21 protein-coding genes are annotated in these 20,654 nt (G+C 59.8%); 14 read left to right on the top strand and 7 right to left on the bottom strand.

The window, feature by feature from the left end:
- The first annotated feature begins 9 nt into the window (after positions 1 to 9).
- From bchI to B7Y89_RS03870, 4 genes are read left to right on the top strand one after another with little or no spacing between them, the layout of a single operon-like run.
- Positions 10 to 1,026, top strand: coding sequence for a magnesium chelatase ATPase subunit I (gene bchI, locus B7Y89_RS03885; RefSeq protein WP_292935918.1), 1,017 nt, complete (start codon positions 10 to 12; stop codon positions 1,024 to 1,026).
- A complete protein-coding gene (locus B7Y89_RS03880) occupies positions 1,023 to 2,780 on the top strand; it encodes a magnesium chelatase subunit D (protein ID WP_292935916.1) in 1,758 nt (585 codons plus the stop codon). Before bchI ends, B7Y89_RS03880 begins: the two co-directional genes overlap by 4 nt.
- On the top strand, positions 2,777 to 3,667 hold the full coding sequence (bchO, locus tag B7Y89_RS03875) for an alpha/beta fold hydrolase BchO (protein WP_292935914.1): 891 nt from the start codon (positions 2,777 to 2,779) through the stop codon (positions 3,665 to 3,667). The genes B7Y89_RS03880 and bchO overlap by 4 nt, the downstream gene beginning before the upstream one ends.
- Entirely contained in the window at positions 3,664 to 3,825 is a 162-nt protein-coding gene (locus B7Y89_RS03870) for a hypothetical protein (protein ID WP_292935912.1), read from the top strand. Before bchO ends, B7Y89_RS03870 begins: the two co-directional genes overlap by 4 nt.
- Before the next feature lie 7 nt (positions 3,826 to 3,832).
- Here the strand turns inward: B7Y89_RS03870 and B7Y89_RS03865 are convergent, their stop codons facing one another.
- A complete protein-coding gene (locus B7Y89_RS03865; RefSeq protein WP_366415609.1) occupies positions 3,833 to 4,678 on the bottom strand; it encodes a hydroxyneurosporene dehydrogenase in 846 nt (281 codons plus the stop codon).
- Between the two features lie 23 nt (positions 4,679 to 4,701).
- Positions 4,702 to 6,264 carry a 1-hydroxycarotenoid 3,4-desaturase CrtD gene (gene crtD / locus B7Y89_RS03860; protein ID WP_292935911.1) on the bottom strand — a complete coding sequence of 521 codons (1,563 nt, stop codon included), beginning with the start codon at positions 6,262 to 6,264 and terminating at the stop codon, positions 4,702 to 4,704.
- Between the two features lie 82 nt (positions 6,265 to 6,346).
- Here crtD and B7Y89_RS03855 point away from each other — a divergent pair, with 82 nt between their 5' ends.
- The 10 genes from B7Y89_RS03855 (at position 6,347) to pufC (ending at position 16,089) form a co-directional block, all read left to right on the top strand.
- Positions 6,347 to 7,474, top strand: coding sequence for a methyltransferase (locus tag B7Y89_RS03855; RefSeq protein WP_292935910.1), 1,128 nt, complete (start codon positions 6,347 to 6,349; stop codon positions 7,472 to 7,474).
- 123 nt (positions 7,475 to 7,597) lie between these two features.
- Complete coding sequence (gene bchC / locus B7Y89_RS03850) at positions 7,598 to 8,563, top strand: chlorophyll synthesis pathway protein BchC (RefSeq protein ID WP_292935965.1); 966 nt, start codon at positions 7,598 to 7,600, stop codon at positions 8,561 to 8,563.
- Complete coding sequence (locus tag B7Y89_RS03845; RefSeq protein ID WP_292935908.1) at positions 8,560 to 9,561, top strand: chlorophyllide a reductase iron protein subunit X; 1,002 nt, start codon at positions 8,560 to 8,562, stop codon at positions 9,559 to 9,561. The genes bchC and B7Y89_RS03845 overlap by 4 nt, the downstream gene beginning before the upstream one ends.
- Positions 9,562 to 9,564: 3 nt before the next feature.
- Positions 9,565 to 11,127, top strand: a complete 1,563-nt coding sequence (gene bchY, locus B7Y89_RS03840) for a chlorophyllide a reductase subunit Y (protein WP_292935906.1) — start codon at positions 9,565 to 9,567, stop codon at positions 11,125 to 11,127.
- Entirely contained in the window at positions 11,124 to 12,569 is a 1,446-nt protein-coding gene (gene bchZ / locus B7Y89_RS03835; protein ID WP_292935904.1) for a chlorophyllide a reductase subunit Z, read from the top strand. The genes bchY and bchZ overlap by 4 nt, the downstream gene beginning before the upstream one ends.
- 133 nt (positions 12,570 to 12,702) lie before the next feature.
- Entirely contained in the window at positions 12,703 to 12,858 is a 156-nt protein-coding gene (gene pufB, locus B7Y89_RS03830; RefSeq protein ID WP_292935902.1) for a light-harvesting antenna LH1, beta subunit, read from the top strand.
- A 67-nt stretch (positions 12,859 to 12,925) separates the two neighbouring features.
- Positions 12,926 to 13,108 carry a light-harvesting antenna LH1, alpha subunit gene (gene pufA, locus B7Y89_RS03825; protein ID WP_292935900.1) on the top strand — a complete coding sequence of 61 codons (183 nt, stop codon included), beginning with the start codon at positions 12,926 to 12,928 and terminating at the stop codon, positions 13,106 to 13,108.
- A 103-nt stretch (positions 13,109 to 13,211) separates the two neighbouring features.
- Positions 13,212 to 14,036, top strand: a complete 825-nt coding sequence (gene pufL, locus B7Y89_RS03820) for a photosynthetic reaction center subunit L (protein WP_292935899.1) — start codon at positions 13,212 to 13,214, stop codon at positions 14,034 to 14,036.
- A 14-nt stretch (positions 14,037 to 14,050) separates the two neighbouring features.
- Positions 14,051 to 15,025: a photosynthetic reaction center subunit M gene (gene pufM, locus B7Y89_RS03815; RefSeq protein WP_292935897.1), complete on the top strand. Its 975-nt coding sequence runs from the start codon at positions 14,051 to 14,053 to the stop codon at positions 15,023 to 15,025.
- Positions 15,022 to 16,089, top strand: a complete 1,068-nt coding sequence (gene pufC / locus B7Y89_RS03810; RefSeq protein WP_292935895.1) for a photosynthetic reaction center cytochrome PufC — start codon at positions 15,022 to 15,024, stop codon at positions 16,087 to 16,089. Before pufM ends, pufC begins: the two co-directional genes overlap by 4 nt.
- Before the next feature lie 375 nt (positions 16,090 to 16,464).
- Here the strand turns inward: pufC and B7Y89_RS03805 are convergent, their stop codons facing one another.
- From B7Y89_RS03805 to chlG, 5 genes are read right to left on the bottom strand one after another with little or no spacing between them, the layout of a single operon-like run.
- Positions 16,465 to 16,719, bottom strand: coding sequence for a hypothetical protein (locus B7Y89_RS03805; RefSeq protein WP_292935893.1), 255 nt, complete (start codon positions 16,717 to 16,719; stop codon positions 16,465 to 16,467).
- Positions 16,720 to 16,735: 16 nt separating this feature from the next.
- The gene (locus tag B7Y89_RS03800) at positions 16,736 to 17,218 is read right to left on the bottom strand and encodes a TspO/MBR family protein (RefSeq protein WP_292935891.1); all 483 of its coding nucleotides are present in this window, start codon (positions 17,216 to 17,218) and stop codon (positions 16,736 to 16,738) included.
- Positions 17,215 to 18,423, bottom strand: a complete 1,209-nt coding sequence (locus tag B7Y89_RS03795; RefSeq protein WP_292935889.1) for a geranylgeranyl diphosphate reductase — start codon at positions 18,421 to 18,423, stop codon at positions 17,215 to 17,217. The genes B7Y89_RS03800 and B7Y89_RS03795 overlap by 4 nt, the downstream gene beginning before the upstream one ends.
- The gene (locus tag B7Y89_RS03790; RefSeq protein WP_292935887.1) at positions 18,420 to 19,733 is read right to left on the bottom strand and encodes a BCD family MFS transporter; all 1,314 of its coding nucleotides are present in this window, start codon (positions 19,731 to 19,733) and stop codon (positions 18,420 to 18,422) included. Before B7Y89_RS03790 ends, B7Y89_RS03795 begins: the two co-directional genes overlap by 4 nt.
- Positions 19,733 to 20,635 carry a chlorophyll synthase ChlG gene (chlG, locus tag B7Y89_RS03785; RefSeq protein ID WP_292935885.1) on the bottom strand — a complete coding sequence of 301 codons (903 nt, stop codon included), beginning with the start codon at positions 20,633 to 20,635 and terminating at the stop codon, positions 19,733 to 19,735. Before chlG ends, B7Y89_RS03790 begins: the two co-directional genes overlap by 1 nt.
- Positions 20,636 to 20,654 lie beyond the last annotated feature (19 nt).

The raw sequence follows: 20,654 nt of genomic DNA, 5'->3' as shown, positions 1-20,654 counted from the left end.
ATTGGACACATGGCACGTTTTCCTTTCTCTGCAATTGTCGGCCAGGACGAGATGAAGCTGGCGCTTCTGATCGCGGCCGTTGACCCTTCCATTGGCGGGGTCATGGTTTTTGGCGATCGTGGCACCGGCAAATCCACCGCCGCCCGCGCACTTGCAGGGCTTCTGCCACCGATCATGGTCATGGATGGCTGCCGCTTTGGCTGTGCCCCCGCTGATGGTCCGCGCATCTGCCCGGTGCCTTGCGCCGCAACGGCTGGCGGCGTCAAAGCCCACAAGCAGCCGGTTCCCTTTGTTGATCTGCCGCTGGGCGCAACAGAGGATCGCGTGCTCGGCTCGCTTGATCTGGAACGCGCGCTGCGCACCGGTGAAAAGGTGTTCGAACCCGGCCTGCTTGCCCGCGCGCATCGCGGTTTCCTTTACATTGACGAAATCAACCTGCTGGAAGACCATCTGGTTGATTTGCTGCTGGATGTTGCTGTTTCCGGCGAAAATGTGGTTGAGCGCGAAGGACTTTCGGTCCGTCATAAAGCAAAGTTTGTGCTGGTCGGCAGCGGCAATCCCGAAGAAGGTGAACTGCGCCCGCAACTGCTTGACCGGTTCGGACTTGCCGTGGAAGTGCGCACCCCGCGCGCCATTGATGACCGCGTGGAGATTATGCGCCGTTGTGCGGCACATGATGGCAATTCGGCGGAGTTTGGTGAACGTTGGGCGCAGGAAGACGACAAGATCCTGCGCCAGATTGCACGTGGACAGCGCAAACTGCCGACTATGGAAGTGCCTGACGATGTGCTGGTTGATGCCGCCACGTTATGCAGCGCGGTGGGCGTTGATGGCTTGCGCGGCGAATTGACGTTGATGCGCGCTGCCAGGTCCATCGCCGCACTCAAAGGTGCCAAGACTGTGCGCCGTGAACATTTGCTGCAAATCGCACCGATGGCGCTGCGTCATCGGTTGCGCCGCGATATTCTCGACGAAACCGGATCGACCACCCGGATTGAACGGGCCATTTCCGAACACTTCGGATGACGCCTGCTCCGAACGGCGAAGCCGGGTCAGGCCCCTTGCACGACGCCTACCTCGCCGCGCGGCTACTGGCACTGGCACCGCATGCTCTGGGCGGAATTGCTTTGCGCGGTGGTGGTCCGGCGCGCGACTTGGTGATCGAAACCCTGCGCGCCCAAATGCCGCAAGACCAGCCGTGGCGCCGCTTGCCCGGCCATATTGATGATGACCGGCTGGCAGGAGGCACCGATGTTGCCGCCAGCCTTGCCGCTGGCCAAGTCGTCCGCCAGCGCGGGCTCTTGGCCGAAGCCGCAGGCGGTGTGTTGACGGTGCCGATGGCTGAACGTTTGCGCGAGGATTTGTCTGGCCGTTTGGCGCAAGCACTTGATAGCGCGCCAAGTCCGGCTCAGGCGCTTACCCTGATCCTGCTGGATGACGGCGTGGAAAGCGATGAACGCCCGCCACTGTCGTTGCTGGAGCGGGTTGCGTTTGAATGTGATCTTTCCGGCGTTCGGATGATGACGGCTGCGCCGCATTTTGGCGAAAACGCTCTTGCATTGGATGCGGTCGAAGACCTGCCCGATGATGCATTGGTGGTACTGGCTGCGACGGCTGAAGCATTGGGCGTGGCCTCGATCAGGCCCTTGCTGTTTGCAGCGGCGACCGCGCGGGCGCATGCGGCTTTGGCTGGGCGCGACAGCATTGAACTTGCCGATCTGGAAGCGGCGGCACGGCTGGTCCTGGCACCGCGCGCCACACGCCTGCCGCCTGAACCTGAGAGCGACGCAGATCAACCACCGCCGCCTCCCCCACCACCCGATAACGACGAACCGCGCCAGAATGATGATCCGCAAGATCAGCAAAAGGATGACGCGCCGCCCGAAGACCGTGTGCTGGAAGCCGCACAAGCGGCTATCCCGCGCGATGTTCTGGACCAAATTGCATCAGGCCGTGCGATGCGATCTGCGCGTGGTGGCGGGACGGGGCGGCGAACAGGCTCCAAGTTGCGCGGACGGCCTTTGAGCGCGCGGCCGGGTATGCCCGGTGGTGGCGTACGGCTGGCTTTGGTTGATACATTGCGCGCGGCTATCCCCTGGCAACCGATCCGCCAGCGCGAACCGTCGGTGCGTGAAGGCGGCATGATCCGCTTTCGCCGCGATGATTTGCGGGTGCGCCGGTTTGAAGAACGTTCAACAACTGTGACCGTGTTCTGCGTCGATGCGTCCGGTTCGGCGGCTGTGGCACGGTTGGCAGAAGCCAAAGGTGCGGTCGAACTGATCCTTGCGGCGGCATATGTAAAACGGACCGAAGTTGCGCTGATTGCATTTCGCGGCAGCGGTGCAGACGTGTTGCTGCCGCCCACCCGTTCCCTGACCCGCGCCAAACGCGCGCTCGCCGAACTGCCGGGCGGTGGTGGCACACCGCTGGCCACCGGAATTACGCTGGCGCGGCAATTGGGCGATGCCATAATCTCGCGCGGGCGCACGCCGATGTTTGTCTTTCTGACCGATGGCAGCGCGAATATTGCCGCCGACGGCAAACCGGGCCGCCCGCAAGCACGCGAAGATGCACTGGCGGCGGCGCGCAATATGGCTGCATCGGGGTGCGATGCGCTGGTTATCGACATTTCGCCCCGTCCCCGCGCTGATGCAGAGAAGCTGGCAGAAGCAATGCGCGCGCGCTATTTGCCTTTGCCGATGGCCGATGCGCGAAAGTTGCAGGCAGCGCTGGCCACTGCACAGCCCGAACTGCGCCCTGCAAAAAGGGTAAGACGATGAGCGCGCTGCGCTGGGAAACCGACGGAAGGCAATGGCCCAACCGTGCCGCAAGCCGATTTGTCGAAACGCCAAGGCTGGTCTGGCACGTGCAAGTGATGGGCGATGGCCCTGCACTGCTGCTGCTGCATGGTACGGGCGCTGCCACGCATAGCTGGCGCGATGTCATGCCGCTTCTGGCGCGCGACTTCACCGTGATCGCGCCCGATTTGCCGGGGCATGGATTTACCAAGGGCAGACCTGCTGGCGGTCTGACCTTGAAAGGCATGGCCCGCGCTCTGGCCGATTTGCTCGCTGCACTTGGCCAAACGCCGGTGCTGATCGCGGGACATTCAGCAGGTGCAGCGATTGCATTGCAGACCGTCCGGGACAGCGCGTTGACAGTGCCGGTGGTCGGCTTCAATCCGGCGCTGATGCCGTTTCCCGGCTTGGCTGCGCGCATATTTCCGCAACTGGCGCGAATGCTGTTCATCAACCCGTTCGTTCCGCGCATTTTTGCCGCCACAGCACGACGCGCAGGAGAGCCGCAGAAGTTTCTGGGCAAGGCCACCGGATCACAAATCGACGCTGCGGGCATTGCCCATTACGCCACATTACTGGGCAATCATCATCACTGCGGCGGCGCATTGGAAATGATGGCCAATTGGGATCTGGAAGCCTTGGGCGCGATGCTGCCCGGTGTGCCCAATCCGGTGCTGCTGGTCCATTCACGCGGCGACAGCGCCGTTCCATTGGCCTCGGTTGAAAAAGCCGCGCGGATCATGCCCAATTGCACGCTTGAGGTGCTGCCCGAACTTGGCCATCTTGCCCATGAGGAACGGCCCGAGACCGCTGCCGCGCTTATCCGCGATTTCGCAGCACGGCCCGAACAAGAAAGAGGCGCTGCATGAGCGAACATTTCGGATGGGTGGAACTGGTATTTACCGGCGTTATCACCCTGGGCTTCGGTTTCTACCAGCTATGGTCAGTCAATCGCGAGATTGCGGCCGATAAGGAAAAGAGCAAACAGGCAAAGCTGCCATCTGAACCAGACGACAGCTCCTTATAAGGCCCGCTCAGGTAGGTGATCTTGGCATCCGGTAAGGCAGCATGAACTGCACAACCGGATTGGCAAACCTGTCCAGATCAAGGCTTTCCTGCACCGCTACAACGGGTTCACCAAACAAACGCGTGGACAGTGTGGACCGCGCATAGAACGGCGCATCCTCCCACGTACGGATCACGCTGGCATGGCCGCGATCGGCCCGTGTTTTGCGTTCCATTTGCCACAGAGTGTTTGGCAACGGCGCAACCGGGGGCAGAACGTCTTCCTCCTGCGGTGTTCCATCACGGCCAAACCGCAATGCGCTGGCAAAGGCACTGCCATCACGGCGGATGCCTTCATAACACACCACCGCGCCACGCCCATGATCGGGCTGACCGCCATCATGACGGCTGTGCGCGCGCGACCAGTGCCAGACGCGGAAGCCCTCCTCCAGCGATTCACTACCGAAGTTGGAATCCAGATAAGCGCTGCCCTTCCATGACAGGCCCGGCTGTATCATATCCACCTCGATCCGGGCGCGCGGCGCAAGGCAATGCCAGCGGTGCCGCCCATAGGGATCAAGCGCAAATGCGCGCGCGTTCAACGCTTCGGGGATGACGCGGACTTTTCCGCGCACATTGCGCTGCCACGGGATGCCAAGCCGCTTGTCACGTTCAACGATGTCAATTTCCAACGCATCGCCCGTCCAGCGTACGGTGCTTGGGCCGATGACCAGTATATCGGCATCACGAGACACTACTTCACGCGGGCGTTCAGTCATGGTCCAGCGCGCGCCGGGGCCATAAAGCGCCACGTTGAGTGCACTATGATTGACCGGATCGGGTCGGCCGCTCTTTTTGTAATAGGGCGAAAACACACTGCCGATGAAGGCGATGATCGTCAGCCCGTGCTTTCCATCATCGCTGAGCGCATCGACATACCACCACCCGTAGCCACCGGATGGAATTTGCGCATCGAAGCGAGGTCTTGCATCACTGCCTTCATCGCCAGCCGCCCGGACAAGGCGGCCATCGGGACCCCGGCCCCCGGATGGGTGCTTCCACCCGCGCAGAAGACCCCAGGGATCCGGGTCTGCGTACCCTGCCGGAGGAAGGATGCCGCCCAGCCGTGCGAGGCTCGTCCATAGATCGCTCCGCCGGTCGAGGGCAAAAACGTCTCGAATGTGTTCGGCGTCAGCAGCGTATGCGGCCACGCCTCCTCCAGTTCCAGACCGCAGCGCCGCAGGCTGCGCCTCATGGCCTCGGTACATCGGTCCATCTCCTTGTTTGTATACGTGTGGCTGTCGCCATTGGCGGGGGCATTGACGATGATCTGCAACCGTTCGCGGCCATCAGGCTGGATAGCCGCTGCATCGGCCCCACGATCCTGCGCGCAGACATAGACGCTGGGATCATCTGGGGGTGAGCCATACTTGATGTCGGCAAATTCGCGCGGGTAATCAGATGAGAAGAATACGTTGTGCCGCACCAGAGGAAAGCCGCTGGTGCGCGCATGGGCGAGCCAGACCATGGCCGATAGAGACCGCTTGCGCGCAGGATAGGCCCTGACCGCCTTTGCCCCTGCCGGACCAAAGCGGCCTGCAGCAAGGGCCGCAGGATCGGCGTTGGCAATGACTGCATCGGCCGCAATCCGCTGCCCATCGGCCAGAATGACGCCCGATGCACGGCCTTGCGCCGTTTCGATCTGGTCTACGGCCACACCAAAGCGGAACTGCGCACCGTGCGATTTGGCTAAGTTCATCAAGGCGTCGGCCAGCGCGCTCATCCCGCCGTCGATAAGCCACATGCCTTGCGCCTCGACATTGGCAACAAGCATCAAGGTGGCGGGCGTATCGAATGGAGACGAACCGCAGTATGTAGCATAGCGCGCGTACAATTGGCGTAGGCGCGGATCAGCGAAATGTTCGCCCAATACCTTCCACATGCTTTCATAAGGGCGGATCGCGACCAGATCACCCAGCCGCCAAAGGCCGATGCGCCACATCAGCGGAAGCGGCCACGACACTTTGCTGCCGCGCATCATCGATTTGTCGAGTATGCCGTGGATGCGCGCAGCTTCGGCCCGGAAGTTGCGAAAACCAGCGGCGGCGCCGGCCCCGGCAAAGTCGCCAATGGCCGCTTCGGTACGTGCAGGATCGGCAAACAGATCAAGCCGGGCACCAGCTCCCCACGCATGGCGGGCAATGACCTCAGCCGGACGAATCGCCACGTGATCGGCAAGGTTTGCGCCGCAATCGCGGAACACGTCTTCAAACACATCACGCAGGGTGAACACGGTTGGCCCGGCATCGACAAGCTTGCCATCAACCGCGATTTGCCGCGCCTTTCCACCGGGATGTTCTGCCTTTTCAATCACCGTGACGCCAACACCACGCGCAGCAAGCAGGCAGGCCGAAACCAGCCCGCCCATGCCTGCACCGATGATTGCAACTTGTGATGCCAAGGCCGGCACTCCCACAATGGCCCGTTGAGGGAATACAATTGACCTTTACACTTTAAATGTCCAATCTTTTGGACATATGAAAATGAACGGTGAGCAATCCGGGCTGGGGCCACCGGAATGGAAGCGGCGCTGGATCGCCTTACGCAACCGTGTTCTGGGCAGCGTCGGCTTCCAGGATTGGGCCGCGCGTGTGCCGCCCTTCAGCTTCGTGGCGCGGCGGCGAGCGGCGCAAGTTTTCGATCTTGTTGCGGGGTTTAGCTATACGCAGGTGTTGCTGGCGGTGGTCGAGGTCAAGCTGCTCGACCTGCTCGAGAAGGAACCCTGCAATGCTGCAACAATTGCTGCGCATGCAGGGTTAAGCCGCGATGCCGCGCTGCGGCTTGTAAGGGCGGCCACGGCGCTTGATCTGGCACAGGAAGTATCACCGGGCTGGTGGATGCTTGGCCAGCAAGGCGCAGCGCTGCGCACGAACGATGGTGCTTTGGCAATGATCCGCCATCATCCGCTGCTCTATGCCGATCTGGCTGATCCGGTTGCCTTGTTGCAGCGTGACCGTTCAAAGCCGACGGCGCTGGCCGACTTCTGGCGCTATGGCGCGCAAATCCCCGGGGATACGGCAAATCGCTATTCGGAATTGATGGCAACATCACAGGACATGGTCGCGCGCGAGGCGATAGCGGCTTATCGTTTTGACCGGCACAAACGCTTGCTTGATGTGGGTGGCGGGCATGGCGCGTTTGCGCGCGCGGTGGCGGATGCCTGCCCCGATCTGGCGCTTGGCGTGTTCGATCTGCCGCCGGTTATTGCGGGCACTGCACGTTTGATCGAGTCGGCGAGCCTCGCCTCGCGAGTCGCGCTGCACCCCGGGGATTTTTTCAACGACTCGATCCCGCAGGGGTATGATTGCATCACATTGGTGCGCATTCTGCATGACCATGATGATGCGCAAAGCCTTGAATTGCTGCGCGCAATTCGCCGCGCCCTACCCCCTGGCGGACGCCTGATCATTGCCGAACCCATGGCCAAGACACCCGGCGCACAAGCGATGGGGGATGCCTATTTCGGGATGTACCTCTGGGCGATGAATTCTGGCCGTCCACGCTCGGCCGATGAATACGGCGAAATGCTGCAAAGTGCTGGATTCGCACGGTGGCAGCAGGTCAAAACCCGGCAGCCTATTATTGCCAGTCTCATTGTCAGCTCAACTTGACACATAAAACCGTCCAAACTGTTTGACACCCTTTGCTGTTAGGGTATTGTGAAGCATGCCTCACAGTATCCCATCCGGATACGAAGGCGTGGCCGGATGGCCGGAAAGGGGATGGACCGGAATATGGACGCACTGGCGGTCATATTAGAGGCTCCGAGGCGGATCGCGCTTCGCAAGCTAGCTTTAACCGGCTCGGACTCCGCTATTTCAGGCTTCACCGGCCTTGCCCCATCAGACGTGCTGATCAACATTCACTGGAGCGGCGTTAGCGCCGGAACAGAAAAGCTGCTGTGGAGCGGCGAGATGCCCGCCTTCCCCGGCATGGGCTATCCATTGGTGCCCGGTTATGAATCGGTGGGCCGAATTGTTGACTCCGGTGCCGATGCACAAGGCCGCATTGGTGATTGGGTGTTTGTTCCCGGCGCCACTTGCTATGCCGATGCACGCGGATTGTTTGGCGGCACGGCACAGCGCGTAATCGTACCTTCAGCCCGCGCCTTCCCGATTTCCGAAACACTGGGCGCAGATGGCGTCTTGTTCGCACTGGCAGCCACGGCGCTTCACGCCATGCAGGGTGGTGACGCACCTGACCTGATCATTGGCCATGGCGCACTGGGACGCTTGCTTGCACGTTTGACAATTGCATCGGGCGCGCCTGCCCCGACCGTGTGGGAACGTAATCCGGCCCGCCGCACGGGCGCTGTGGGTTATAACGTCATCGCCCCGAAAGATGACGACCGCCGCAATTACACCTCGATCTATGATGTCAGCGGCGATGCCGATGGCCTTGATGCGCTGGTCGGACGGCTGGGCAAAAAGGGTGAAATCGTTCTGGCTGGCTTTTACGCCAACCGCCCCAGTTTCGCGTTTGCGCCTGCCTTCCAGGTGGAAGCGCGTTTCCGTGTGGCCGCAGAATGGGGGCCGGATGATCTGGCATCAACCCGCGCCCTTATCGAAAGTGGCGCGCTCGACCTGTCCGGCGTGATCACCGATGTGCGACCCGCGCAAGATGCGAAAGGTGCCTATCCTGATGCCTTTCTCGATGCCGACTGTCTGAAGATGGTCCTCGATTGGAGCAAATGCGCATGACTATGCTCGATAATGAAATGGTCCAGCGCGATCAAAGCCTGCGGGATGAAGCCGCAATCGAACCCGATCCGGTTCACACCGGTGAAGTGCGCAAGGAAACCCAGATCATCGCCATTTATGGCAAAGGTGGTTCGGGCAAAAGCTTTGCGCTGTCAAACCTGAGCTACATGATGGCGCAACAGGGTTTGCGCGTGTTGCTTATCGGATGCGATCCGAAATCGGACACCACCAGCCTGCTGTTCGGCGGCAAAAGCTGCCCAACCATTATTGAAACGTCATCGGCCAAGAAACTGGCTGGCGAAGAAGTGCGCATCGAAGATGTCTGCTTCCAGCGTGACGGTGTTTTCGCGATGGAACTGGGCGGGCCGGAAGTGGGCCGTGGCTGTGGCGGTCGCGGGATTATCCACGGCTTTGAATTGCTGGAAAAGCTGGGCTTCCATGACTGGGGCTTTGATTTCGTGCTGCTCGATTTTCTGGGCGATGTGGTGTGCGGCGGGTTCGGCCTGCCGATTGCCCGCGACATGTGCCAGAAGGTGATCGTCGTCGGATCGAACGATCTGCAATCGCTCTATGTTGCCAACAACGTGTGCAAGGCGGTTGAATACTTCCGCAAGATGGGTGGCAATGTCGGCGTGGCCGGCATGATCATCAACAAGGATGATGGCACGGGCGAGGCCAAGGCTTTTGCCGAGTCTGTCGACATTCCTGTACTTTGCGCGATCCCGGCAGACGAAGACATCCGCCGCAAATCCGCCAATTATCAAATCATCGGAAAGCCTGACGGACAGTGGGGCAGCCTCTTTGCAGAGCTTGCCGCCAATGTTGCACAGGCACCGCCGCGCCAACCCCGCCCTCTCGACCAGGACGGATTGTTGGGCCTGTTTTCCCCCGAACAAACCGGTGGCAACGTCGAGCTGCTTCCGGCGACACAGGCTGACATGCGCGGCGGGACATATGAAACGAAGCCTTCGCTTGAGGTGATTTATGACGAGGTTTGAGTCATGACCACCCTCACCTCAGACAGGGCGCGTGAACCTGACCGGCTCGATTTCGATGCACCTGCCGATTCCGCTGTGGCTGCAGCTGCGCCGATCGAGGGTGGCGCATGCCACGCACAGGCCGATGTCCTGCGTGATGCCACAAACAAGGCGCAGGGAAGCGAACTTCTTACCCGTTATGCTGCCGATTATCCTGTTGGCCCTCACGATCAGCCGCAAAGCATGTGCCCCGCCTTCGGGTCCTTGCGCGTAGGCTTGCGCATGAGGCGCACAGCAACCATCCTTTCGGGATCGGCCTGCTGCGTATATGGACTGACCTTCACATCACACTTTTACGGCGCGCGCCGCACCGTCGGCTACGTTCCGTTCAATTCGGAATCGCTGGTTACCGGCAAGCTGTTTGAAGACATCAAGGAAGCGGTCGAGAACCTCGCTGATCCTGCACTTTACGATACGATTGTCGTCACCAATCTTTGCGTTCCTACCGCCAGCGGCGTTCCGCTGCGTCTGTTGAAAAAGCAGATCAACGGTGTGCGGATTATTGGCATTGATGTGCCGGGCTTTGGCATTCCAACCCATGCCGAAGCCAAAGACGTGCTGGCCGGTGCCATGCTGAATTATGCCCGCAGCGAAGTGGAAGAAGGCCCCGTCCCTGCCCCCGCCAATCGCCCGGACAAGCCGACGATTACGCTGCTGGGCGAAATGTTCCCGGTCGATCCGATGGGTATTGGCCAGATGCTTGAGCCGCTGGGCCTTGCCGCAGGTCCGGTCGTGCCAACGCGCGAATGGCGCGAACTTTATTCTGCACTGGATTGTGCAGCCGTTGCCGCAATCCATCCGTTTTACACCGCCAGTGTGCGTGAATTTGAAGCCGCCGGGCGCTCGGTCATCGGCTCAGCCCCCGTGGGCGCTGATGGCACCGCAGCATGGCTTGACGCAATCGGTGCTGCTTGCGGCATTGCGCAGCACACGATCGATCTGACCAAGGACCGCTTTGTTGCTGCCATCCGTGGCGCACTGGCAGCAAATCCGATCAAAGGCCGGATCACGGTTTCAGGCTATGAAGGCTCTGAACTTCTGGTTGCCCGCCTGCTCATCGAAAGCGGTGCGGATGTGCCTTATGTCGGTAGCGCCTGCCCGCGTACGCGCTGGTCTGATCCTGATCGCGAATGGTTGGAAAGCCGGGGCGTACGCGTAAACTTCCGCGCCAGCCTTGAACAAGACATTGCTGCGGTTGAAGAATTCCGCCCTGACCTTGCCATTGGCACTACGCCGGTTGTGCAACATGCCAAACAAAAGGCAATTCCGGCACTCTACTTCACCAATCTGATCTCGGCCCGTCCGCTGATGGGTGTGGCTGGCGCTGGCAGCCTGGTCCAAGTGGTGAACGCGGCGATGGCCAACAAGGCCCGCTTTGACAAGATGACCGCGTTTTTCGACGGCGTTGGTACCGGAATCGGCGCAGGCGTGTGGGAAGATGTCCCGCAGGACCGCCCGCAATTCAAAAAGAAATATGCAGCGCTGAATGAAGCTGCACGCAAGGCAGCGGAGGCTGTAGGCTCATGACACTGGTTCTCGATCATGATCGGGCTGGCGGCTATTGGGGCGCAGTCTATGTGTTCACAGCAATCAAAGGGTTGCAGGTGATCATCGATGGTCCGGTAGGTTGTGAGAACCTGCCGGTCACCTCGGTTCTGCACTATACCGACGGCCTGCCACCGCACGAATTGCCGATTGTCGTCACCGGCCTTGGCGAAGAAGAACTGGGCAAGACCGGCACCGAAGCGGCGATGATGCGGGCGTGGAAAACGCTCGATCCCGAGCTTCCCGCCGTAGTTGTCACCGGTTCCATTTCCGAGATGATCGGTGGTGGTGTGACGCCGTTGGGCACGAACATCAAACGCTTCCTGCCGCGCACGATTGACGAAGACCAATGGCAAGCGGCCGACCGTGCCCTCAGCTGGCTGTGGACAGAATTCGGCCCGAAAGCCGTGCCGGCAATGAAGCCGGTCAAAGAGGGTGAAAAACCCAAGGTCAATATCATCGGCCCGGCCTATGGCATGTTCAACATGGCCAGCGATCTGGCGGAAATCCGCCGCCTGATCGAGGGCATCGGTGCCGAAGTCAACATGGCCTTCCCGCTGGGCAGCCATCTGGCCGATGTGCGCCGCCTTGCCGATGCCCAGGCCAATGTGTGCCTTTACCGCGAATTTGGCCGCAATCTTTGCGAACTGATGGAGCGGCCCTTCTTCCAGGCACCAATCGGACTTTCGAGCACGACCAGTTTCCTGCGCGCATTGGGCGCGGAATTGGGGCTGGACCCCGAACCGTTCATCACCCGCGAAAAGCACACCACAATCAAGCCTTTGTGGGATCTGTGGCGATCGGTGACGCAGGACTTCTTTGCCACTGCCAGCTTTGGCATCGTGGCCAATGAGACTTATGCGCGCGGGATTCGTAACTTCCTTGAAGAAGATATGGGTCTGCCTTGCAATTTCGCGTTTTCCCGCTGTGCCGGGGTGAAGCCGCGCAACGAAGACGTGCGCGAAGCCATTCATACCAACCCGCCGCTGATCGTGTTCGGCAGCTATAATGAACGCATGTACATGGCCGAAAGCGGTGGACGCGGGATTTATATCCCGGCCAGCTTCCCCGGCGCAGCCATCAGGCGCCACATCGGCACGCCTTTCATGGGCTATTCGGGCGCGACGTATCTTATCCAGGAAGTGTGCAATGCGCTGTTCGATGCGCTGTTCCACATCCTGCCGCTCTCCACGCAACTCGACAAGGTTGTAGCCACACCCGCGCGCGACCATCGCGAACTGGCATGGGATGATGATGCCAAAGCCAAGCTTGACCAACTGGTTGAAGCGCAGCCGGTCCTGATCCGCATTTCAGCAGCAAAGCGTTTGCGTGATGCCGCAGAAGCCGCAGCCCGCCGCGCTGGCGAGGCCCGCGTATCGGCTGAACGTCTGGCTGATGCCCTGCTTGAGGCGCAAATCGCATGATGCGCACAGCACCCCTTTTTCTGGCTCCCCGCAAGGGACTGCCGGACCACCCCATCCAAGCGGAATTCTCCGCGCGGATACCAAAAGAGGCCAGTTGCCTCTTTATCACCAACAACGAATTGGAGATTGGGCTATGAGTGATCCTGATGATCGCTTCGGGCTGAGAACCTACCTCACCCCAGAAGAAGCCAAGGAATTCCACAAATTGTTCATGACCAGCTTCATCGGCTTCACCGCCGTTGCTGTTGCCGCTCATGCGCTTGTGTGGATGTGGAAGCCCTGGCTCTGAACCACCCCGCTAATCCTGCGGCACAATGCGTCGTGGGATACTACCATCTTACACAAGGATAGAGACCATGTGGAGAGTCTGGCTTATTTTCGATCCGCGCAGGGCGCTTGTCGCACTGTTTGCATTCCTGTTCGTGCTTGCACTGGTGATTCACTTCATCCTGCTCAGCACCGACACCTTCAACTGGCTCGACGGTCCGAATTCGGCGCAAGGCGCTGCAATGGCTGCCGCCGCACCGGCGTCGACCTGACGGCTCCCCATTCAAGAGGCGGTGGCTTAATCACCGCCGCCTCTGGGGTTTCATCATACTAATCACATAAGCCCGCCGCGCGACGGTGGGGAGGGGTAGAGCAATGGCACTCCTGAGTTTCGAGCGAAAATATCGCGTTCGCGGCGGCACTTTAATCGGTGGCGACCTGTTCGATTTCTGGGTGGGCCCGTTCTACGTCGGCTTTTTCGGCGTAGTGACTGCGATCTTCGCATCGCTCGGCACTGCCCTCATCTTTTATGCGGCCTCACAAGGCTCGACATGGAACCCGTGGCTGATTTCGATCGCGCCACCCGACCTTAAATACGGGCTGGCGCTGGCGCCGCTTAAAGAAGGCGGGTTTTGGCAGGTCATTACGGTCTGCGCGCTCGTGTCGTTCACATCGTGGGCGCTGCGCGAGGTAGAGATCTGCCGCAAGCTGGGCATGGGCTATCATGTGCCCGTCGCTTTCGGCATGGCAATCTTTGCCTATTTCACCTTGGTAGTGATCCGTCCGGTTCTTCTCGGCGGCTGGCACTTTGGCTTCCCTTACGGGATTTTCAGCCATCTCGATTGGGTTTCCAACACGGGATACCAGTATCTGCACTTCCATTATAACCCGGCTCACATGCTTGCCGTATCGTTCTTCTTCACCACCACACTGGCGCTTGCGCTGCATGGTGCGCTGGTGCTGTCGGCGGTCAACCCACCCGAGGGTGGTGAAGTTAAGTCGCCGGAATACGAAGATTCGTTTTTCCGTGATCTCATCGGCTATTCGGTGGGTACGCTGGGCATTCACCGTGTTGGTCTGCTGCTGGCGCTTAACGCCGGTTTTTGGAGCGCGGTCTGCATTGTCATCAGTGGCCCGCTGTGGACCAAAGGTTGGCCGGAATGGTGGACCTGGTGGCTTAACCTGCCGATCTGGTCGTGAAGGAGCATTGAGCGATGGCGACCTATCAAAACATATTCACCCAGGTCCAGCTGCGTGGCGAGCCGGAGGCAGGCGTAGCCCTGGCCCCCGGCAACGAACCCCGCATCCAGGCGACCACTTTCAATCACATCATGGGGCTGATCGGCCATGCACAGCTTGGTCCGGTCTATCTCGGCTGGACTGGCGTTGCATCGCTGATCCTGGGCTTCTTCGCGATCGAGATTATCGGGCTCAACATGCTCGCCTCGGTCAACTGGGACCCCATCCAGTTCGTGCGCATGCTGCCATGGCTTTCGCTTGAACCACCCGGCCCCGAATATGGCTTCAGCCCGTTTGTGCCATTGGCCAAGGGCGGCTGGTGGATCCTTGCAGGCTTCCTGCTGACATCATCGATACTGCTGTGGTGGGTACGGACATATACCCGAGCGCGCGCTTTGGGCATGGGATCGCACGTTGCATGGGCGTTCCTGTCGGCAGTGTGGCTCTATCTGGTTCTGGGCTTCATCCGTCCCGCCTTTATGGGCAGCTGGTCGGAAGCCGTACCGTTTGGCATTTTCCCGCATCTTGATTGGACTGCAGCGTTTTCAATCCGGTATGGCAACTTGTTCTACAACCCATTCCACGCACTCTCGATCGCGTTCCTCTATGGATCAACGCTTCTGTTTGCGATGCACGGCGCGACGATCCTTGCGGTTGGCCGTTACGGCGGTGAGCGCGAGATTGAACAGATCACCGATCGTGGCACCGCATCGGAACGCGCCGCTTTGTTCTGGCGCTGGACGATGGGCTTCAACGCCACGATGGAATCAATCCACCGTTGGGCGTGGTGGTTTGCCGTGCTGACGACGCTGACAGGCGGGATTGGTATCCTGCTGACCGGTACGGTCGTAGATAACTGGTATCTGTGGGCGCAAGAGCACGGTTATGCTCCGGCCTATCCTGATACCGGCGTGGTCGATCCCACTACATTGGGGAGCGCAGGACAATGAAACGGATCCTAGCAATCGCGGGCGTGGCTTTGGCCTCGCTCGCGCTGAGCGCCTGCGAATTGGCGCCCAAGACTTCAACCCAGAACGGCTATCGTGGCACGGGCATGGACACCATCAAGGTGAACGCAAAGCCTGCTGACGCCGATGTCGTGCCACCTCCCCCTTATGACATGCCATCAACCGAAGGCCCGCGCGCAGGCGCTGCCTATCAGAACGTGCAAGTTCTGGGCGATGTGTCAGAAGAGCAGTTCTCCTATACCATGGCTGCTCTGACACAGTGGGTCGCGCCGGAACAGGGCTGCAACTATTGCCACAATCCGGCCAATATGGCTTCGGACGAGCTTTATACCAAAGTCGTAGCGCGCAAGATGTTGCAGATGACGCGCAATCTGAACCAGAAATGGGGCCAGCACGTTGCCAAGACAGGTGTGACTTGTTGGACATGCCATCGCGGCCAGCCAGTACCTGCCAACTATTGGACGATGCCAGGCGGTGCCAAGAACGGTATCATCGGCAACAAGCACGGGCAGAATGATCCCATTCCCGCCTCTGCTTATGCCTCGCTGCCCAATGCATCATTGGCGTCTTACCTCACCGGTGATCCCAAGGTTGACCAGAATATCCGCGTCAACTCTGCAGGTATGCATCCAACGGCGGCGAACAAGACATCCACGATGGATACCGAAAAGTCTTATGCGCTGATGATGCACGTGTCCAAATCACTGGGCGTAAACTGCACGTTCTGCCACAATGCCAACTCGTTCCAGAGCTGGTCGAGCAGCAATCCGCAGCGTGCAACCGCATGGTACGGCGTGCGCATGGTGCGCGATGTGAACAGCAATTACATCAGCCCGCTTGCCAGTGTGTTCCCTGCCAAACGCAAGGGACCAGAAGGTGATCCGTTCAAGGTGAACTGCACCACCTGCCACCAGGGCAAGAACAAGCCCATGGGCGGATACCAGATGGCGAAGGACTATCCTGCACTTTGGGGGCCTGAAAAGGCTACTGTTCCCGCCGTTGCAGCCCCTGCTGCGGCACCAGTGGCAGCGACCACAACGCAGTAAGTTATATAGGGATAGCGTCCCTGTCAGTGGGGATGCTCTTTAAGGGTTCGGCAGGCTTGGCCCGCCGAACCCTTTCTTTTTGGCGATTGTGCCTTTTGCAAACGCACCCATCTTAAATCCACCCCAAACCTTCCCTTCCGGAAGGAAAGCGACACCCTTGGACCCCGAACTTGCTTGGCAATTATCCGGTTCGGCAACGTGAACAAACAACCGTCATGCTGAACTTGTGTCAGCATCCATTTCTGAATACGCACCGTCGGCTTGCATGGAGAGATGGCCCCTGAGCCGTAGGCCAGCGGAGCTAAACATGTTCACGGTGACGTAACAAGAGAAGCCGTTAGCGGTTGGTCTTCCCCTGCCCTGTCGCGCGTGGGATCAGTTTTTTCGGGCTGCCAGATCGACCAGATGCGCGGGGAACGACAGGGCGAGCGGTAGCGCGATCCACGGCCAATCAGCACCGATTAGCGCGCTGCGCAGGCCGATCATCATCAGTGTGCCGGGGAGCAGCATCAGCACCACACTGTGCCAATCCCGCCCGCGCCAAACGAGCCAGACGGCTTCAACAGCCAAAACGGCCAGGATGATATCTGCGGCCCGCCCACTGGCGAAAAGTGCCTCAAACCATGACATGATGCCGATCAGGCCCTTAACCGAAGGCAGGGTTAAGCTGGATGATTTGCCAGTTTAAGGCCCCGGCAATCGTCACCCAGATTATATATGGGGCCAGCATCAAGGCCGCCAAGCGCGAAAAGCGATTGCAATAGACAATCATCAGCGCAATCGACAGCCACAGCAGCGCCAATTCGGCAAAGGCCCAATCAGGGCGTTGGAGACGAAAGAACAGCAGGCTCCACAGCACATTCAAAAAGCCGTTGAGCGCAAACAACCCGATGACCGTGTCCGACATCCGCGAATTGGGCGCTGCGCGCCACGCCGCTACGGCAGCCACTGCCACCAATGAAAAGATTGTTGTCCAGGCGATTGGGAACACCGCGCGCGGCGGGTTCCAATCAGGCTTGTTCAGGGATTCGTACCATGGGCCAAGATCCGTGATCGTACCACCCAACAAGGCAACGCCCAATGCGGCCAACGACGCGACGCTGACCGGCAAAATCCAATTGCGCGTCATTGCGCGACAGGCTTCAGACCCAAAAGGTGCGCACAATCTTTGATGAAGATCCGCACGTGGGCCATGGGATTGGCGCGTACCAGCTTCTTGTTCATATAGGCCTGCCACGTCAAAAGCTGGACATCACGGTCTGCACACATATCGACAAACCGCTCACGCCGCTTGTCGCTGGAATACCAGAAATACTGCATCATCCCCAAAATCCAGAACACGCGGCCATGTTCACGCAGGAAGCTGCGCCGCGCGCGTTTAAGAACAGCGGGATTGCCCGTGGCGATGAAGGCTTGCGCCGTTTGTGCCGCAATCCGCCCGCACACCATCGCGTAATAAATCCCCTCACCCGATGCCGGCGCGACCACGCCAGCGGCGTCGCCTGTGACAAGCACATCACGGCCATTGTCCCAACGCTTCAATGGCTTGAGCGGGATTGGCGCACCTTCACGACGGATTGTTTCGCAACCTTCCAATCCCATATCATCGCGCAACTGCTTGACTGACCCGCGCAAGGAAAAGCCCTTGTTGGCACTTCCCACGCCGATGCTGGCAGTTTCGCCATGCGGGAAAATCCAGGCATAGAAATCGGGTGACAATTTGCCCTGATACAAGACATCGCACCGTGTGCCGTCAAAGCCTTCGGGCGTGCTGGCGGGCGATTTCACGATTTCGTGATAGGCGAATACGCATTTGTTGCGTTCTGCGCCTGGAATGCTCTCACGCGCGACGCCCGATCTCGCTCCGTCGGCGCCAATGACCAGCCGCGTGCGGACCTTGTGCATTTCACCGCCGCGCTCGGTATTGTAACAGACCACTGCGCCTTGGCCACCGTCCCGCTCGATGTGGTCATACGTACCGATCCGCCGTTCTGCACCCGCGGTTGCTGCGCGCGCACGAAGCCATTCGTCAAACACATCACGGTCTACCATGCCGACATAGCCGATTTCGCCCACGGGCATGTCGACTGCGCGGTTTGATGGCGCAACCATGCGCGCGGATCGCGCACGCGCCACCAGCAAGGATTGCGGCACTTCGAATTCTTCGAGCAATCGGGGTGGCACAGCGCCGCCGCAGGGTTTGGTGCGGCCAGCGCGGTCCAGCAAAAGGACAGAGCGCCCTTCGCGCGCCAGATCCCACGCTGCGGTTGCTCCTGCCGGGCCTCCGCCAATCACGACAACATCGAACTCGACCGCGTTTTGATCCTGTGTCATATCTGAACAGACCTTTGGTTTTCGGTCCGTTGCCGAACCGTTGCTACGCGCATGGCGAGCAATGCGGACAGGATGAACAGGCCTGCCTCCACGGCGAAAATGAGCTGGAAGGCCATGCCATCACGCCCCATCGCATTGCGGGCAATATCGACACCCATCGCGCCAGATAGCCCGCCAAGGCCAAACGCAATCGCTTGCGCAGTGCCCCAAACTCCCATGCGCACGCCTTCACGCGTGCGTTTGCCTGCACCAGCCAGCCCCATCATCGATCCGATGGCTGCGACAGCAAAGGCACCGTTAAAAAAGCCGAGCGCCGCAACATTGGCGGTCAGCGGCCAACCCGGACCAAACCGGGCCGCCAAGGCCAACCCGACAAGAGCCAACGCCGAGCCAACGCAGCCCAGCATCGTCCATATCCGCAATTCTATTGGCTTGCGCCCGGCAAAGGCGCTGCCGCCCAATCCGGTTACGATCATGCCGATCAATACGCCGCCATGCTGCAAACCGGAAAGGCTGGTCGATTGGCCTGGCGTCATGGCGAATACCAACCCGGCAAAGGGTTCGAGGATCAAATCCTGCATGCTGTAGGCCAGCATCGAAACGAAGATAAATGCGGTGAACCGGCGGGCTTCAGGCTCTACATAGATCTCGCGCAAAGCCTCGCCAAAACTGGGCGGAGGTCCGTCACTGTCACGCAAATCAAGCCGCAACGAGGGTTTCTCCAAGCGGACCATCGCCATACTCGAAACGACAATTGCGGCCAGAACAACACCGCTGGCAACCATCATCAACCGCTGTTCGGAATAAGGATCAAGCAGTGCGCCGGCTGTTCCTGCGGAAATGACGATGCCCATCACCATCATGATCCACGTGGTTGCTGCGGCTGCGGCACGCCGTTCGGGCGCAACACTCGATGCCAGAATTGCCAGCATAGATGTGCCAGCGGCACCCACCCCTGCCCCAATCAGTGTGAATGCAATGATGGCCAAGGTCAGGCCCAGCGTCCGGTCTTGGGCAAGCATGGTTGTGCCATGCACCGCCAGCAACGCACCAAGGCCGAGCACAACCATACCGGCCAAAACCCAAGGCGTACGGCGGCGGCCCATGTCGGAACCATGGCCCCAGATCGGGCGCGAAAGCTGCACCACATAATGCCACGCCACAAGCCCTGCAGGGATCGCTGCAGCAAGTCCGTATTCCAGCACCATCAGCCGATTAAGCAATGATGTGGCAAGCATCACCATCGCCCCGATTGAAGCCTGAACGAGGCCCAGCCGAATGATCGATAGCCAGCCAAAACCGCGCTGCATCAGACATATCCCCCAAGGCCGAGCGATGCGGCCATCATCCCCAAAACATAAAGCGAAACGCCTGTGGCGTTATACCAGGGCGCATTGCGCGCCGGGGCCGAAACCAAGCGCGGCATCAAGCCCAATTGCACAACAAGGAAGACGGAAACGACCGTAGCCGAAATTACATGGCCCCACGCCAGCATCAGCGCGACCACGATTGCCTGCGGCACGGCCATGACGAAACATGCCAACAAGGCTGCCCGGCGTTCACCGAGCACTACCGGCAACGAGCGTAAGCCAGTGGCACGATCACCCTCTACCGCTTTGAAATCATTAAGTGTCATGATGCCGTGAGCACCCACACTGTAAAGGACAAGCGTGGCCAGGACGTGGGGTTCAGGTAACGCACCTGCCATAACGGCGGCGCCGGTAAACCAGCTTAACCCTTCATATGTCAGGGCGACAACAGCGGGACCAATCCAGCCACTGGTCTTGAAGCGGAACGGCGGCGCGCTGTAACCCCATGCGCAGATCAGGCCGACAAAAGTCGCGGCCAAAACCCAGCGACCGGTCATTGCAGCAACTGCCAATGACAGCACAGTCCAAATCACGGCAATGGCAAGGCCCCATTTTCCAGCGATGCGGCCAGACGGAATCGGGCGATTGGGTTCATTGATGGCGTCAACATGGCGATCAAACCAATCGTTAACCGCCTGGCTTGTGCCGCATACCAATGGCCCCGTCAGGACGATGCCCGCAAGCAAAAATGCCCAGCGGCTGCTAATCGGGACGCCCGACGAAACCACGCCGCACAACAGTGCCCACATTGGTGGAAACCACGTGATGGGTTTGAGAAGTTCCACGACATCGCGGACCGCCGGAGGCGGCGTCAGAGTGGTAGAGACTGCTGATTGTGCCATGAAATCAGGCTACGCCTGA

This window comes from Novosphingobium sp. 32-60-15 (assembly GCF_002280675.1).
Classification (GTDB): domain Bacteria; phylum Pseudomonadota; class Alphaproteobacteria; order Sphingomonadales; family Sphingomonadaceae; genus Novosphingobium.
This window is presented reverse-complemented; position numbering and strand designations above follow the sequence as displayed.

Bases quoted from the DNA above. Each gene is read 5' to 3' on its own strand.
- bchI (WP_292935918.1), top strand. From the start codon at position 10: ATGGCACGTTTTCCTTTCTCTGCAATTGTCGGCCAGGACGAGATGAAG.
- B7Y89_RS03880 (WP_292935916.1), top strand. From the start codon at position 1,023: ATGACGCCTGCTCCGAACGGCGAAGCCGGGTCAGGCCCCTTGCACGAC.
- bchO (WP_292935914.1), top strand. From the start codon at position 2,777: ATGAGCGCGCTGCGCTGGGAAACCGACGGAAGGCAATGGCCCAACCGT.
- B7Y89_RS03870 (WP_292935912.1), top strand. From the start codon at position 3,664: ATGAGCGAACATTTCGGATGGGTGGAACTGGTATTTACCGGCGTTATC.
- B7Y89_RS03855 (WP_292935910.1), top strand. From the start codon at position 6,347: ATGAACGGTGAGCAATCCGGGCTGGGGCCACCGGAATGGAAGCGGCGC.
- bchC (WP_292935965.1), top strand. From the start codon at position 7,598: ATGGACGCACTGGCGGTCATATTAGAGGCTCCGAGGCGGATCGCGCTT.
- B7Y89_RS03845 (WP_292935908.1), top strand. From the start codon at position 8,560: ATGACTATGCTCGATAATGAAATGGTCCAGCGCGATCAAAGCCTGCGG.
- bchY (WP_292935906.1), top strand. From the start codon at position 9,565: ATGACCACCCTCACCTCAGACAGGGCGCGTGAACCTGACCGGCTCGAT.
- bchZ (WP_292935904.1), top strand. From the start codon at position 11,124: ATGACACTGGTTCTCGATCATGATCGGGCTGGCGGCTATTGGGGCGCA.
- pufB (WP_292935902.1), top strand. From the start codon at position 12,703: ATGAGTGATCCTGATGATCGCTTCGGGCTGAGAACCTACCTCACCCCA.
- pufA (WP_292935900.1), top strand. From the start codon at position 12,926: ATGTGGAGAGTCTGGCTTATTTTCGATCCGCGCAGGGCGCTTGTCGCA.
- pufL (WP_292935899.1), top strand. From the start codon at position 13,212: ATGGCACTCCTGAGTTTCGAGCGAAAATATCGCGTTCGCGGCGGCACT.
- pufM (WP_292935897.1), top strand. From the start codon at position 14,051: ATGGCGACCTATCAAAACATATTCACCCAGGTCCAGCTGCGTGGCGAG.
- pufC (WP_292935895.1), top strand. From the start codon at position 15,022: ATGAAACGGATCCTAGCAATCGCGGGCGTGGCTTTGGCCTCGCTCGCG.
- B7Y89_RS03805 (WP_292935893.1), bottom strand. From the start codon at position 16,719: ATGTCATGGTTTGAGGCACTTTTCGCCAGTGGGCGGGCCGCAGATATC.
- B7Y89_RS03800 (WP_292935891.1), bottom strand. From the start codon at position 17,218: ATGACGCGCAATTGGATTTTGCCGGTCAGCGTCGCGTCGTTGGCCGCA.
- B7Y89_RS03795 (WP_292935889.1), bottom strand. From the start codon at position 18,423: ATGACACAGGATCAAAACGCGGTCGAGTTCGATGTTGTCGTGATTGGC.
- B7Y89_RS03790 (WP_292935887.1), bottom strand. From the start codon at position 19,733: ATGCAGCGCGGTTTTGGCTGGCTATCGATCATTCGGCTGGGCCTCGTT.
- chlG (WP_292935885.1), bottom strand. From the start codon at position 20,635: ATGGCACAATCAGCAGTCTCTACCACTCTGACGCCGCCTCCGGCGGTC.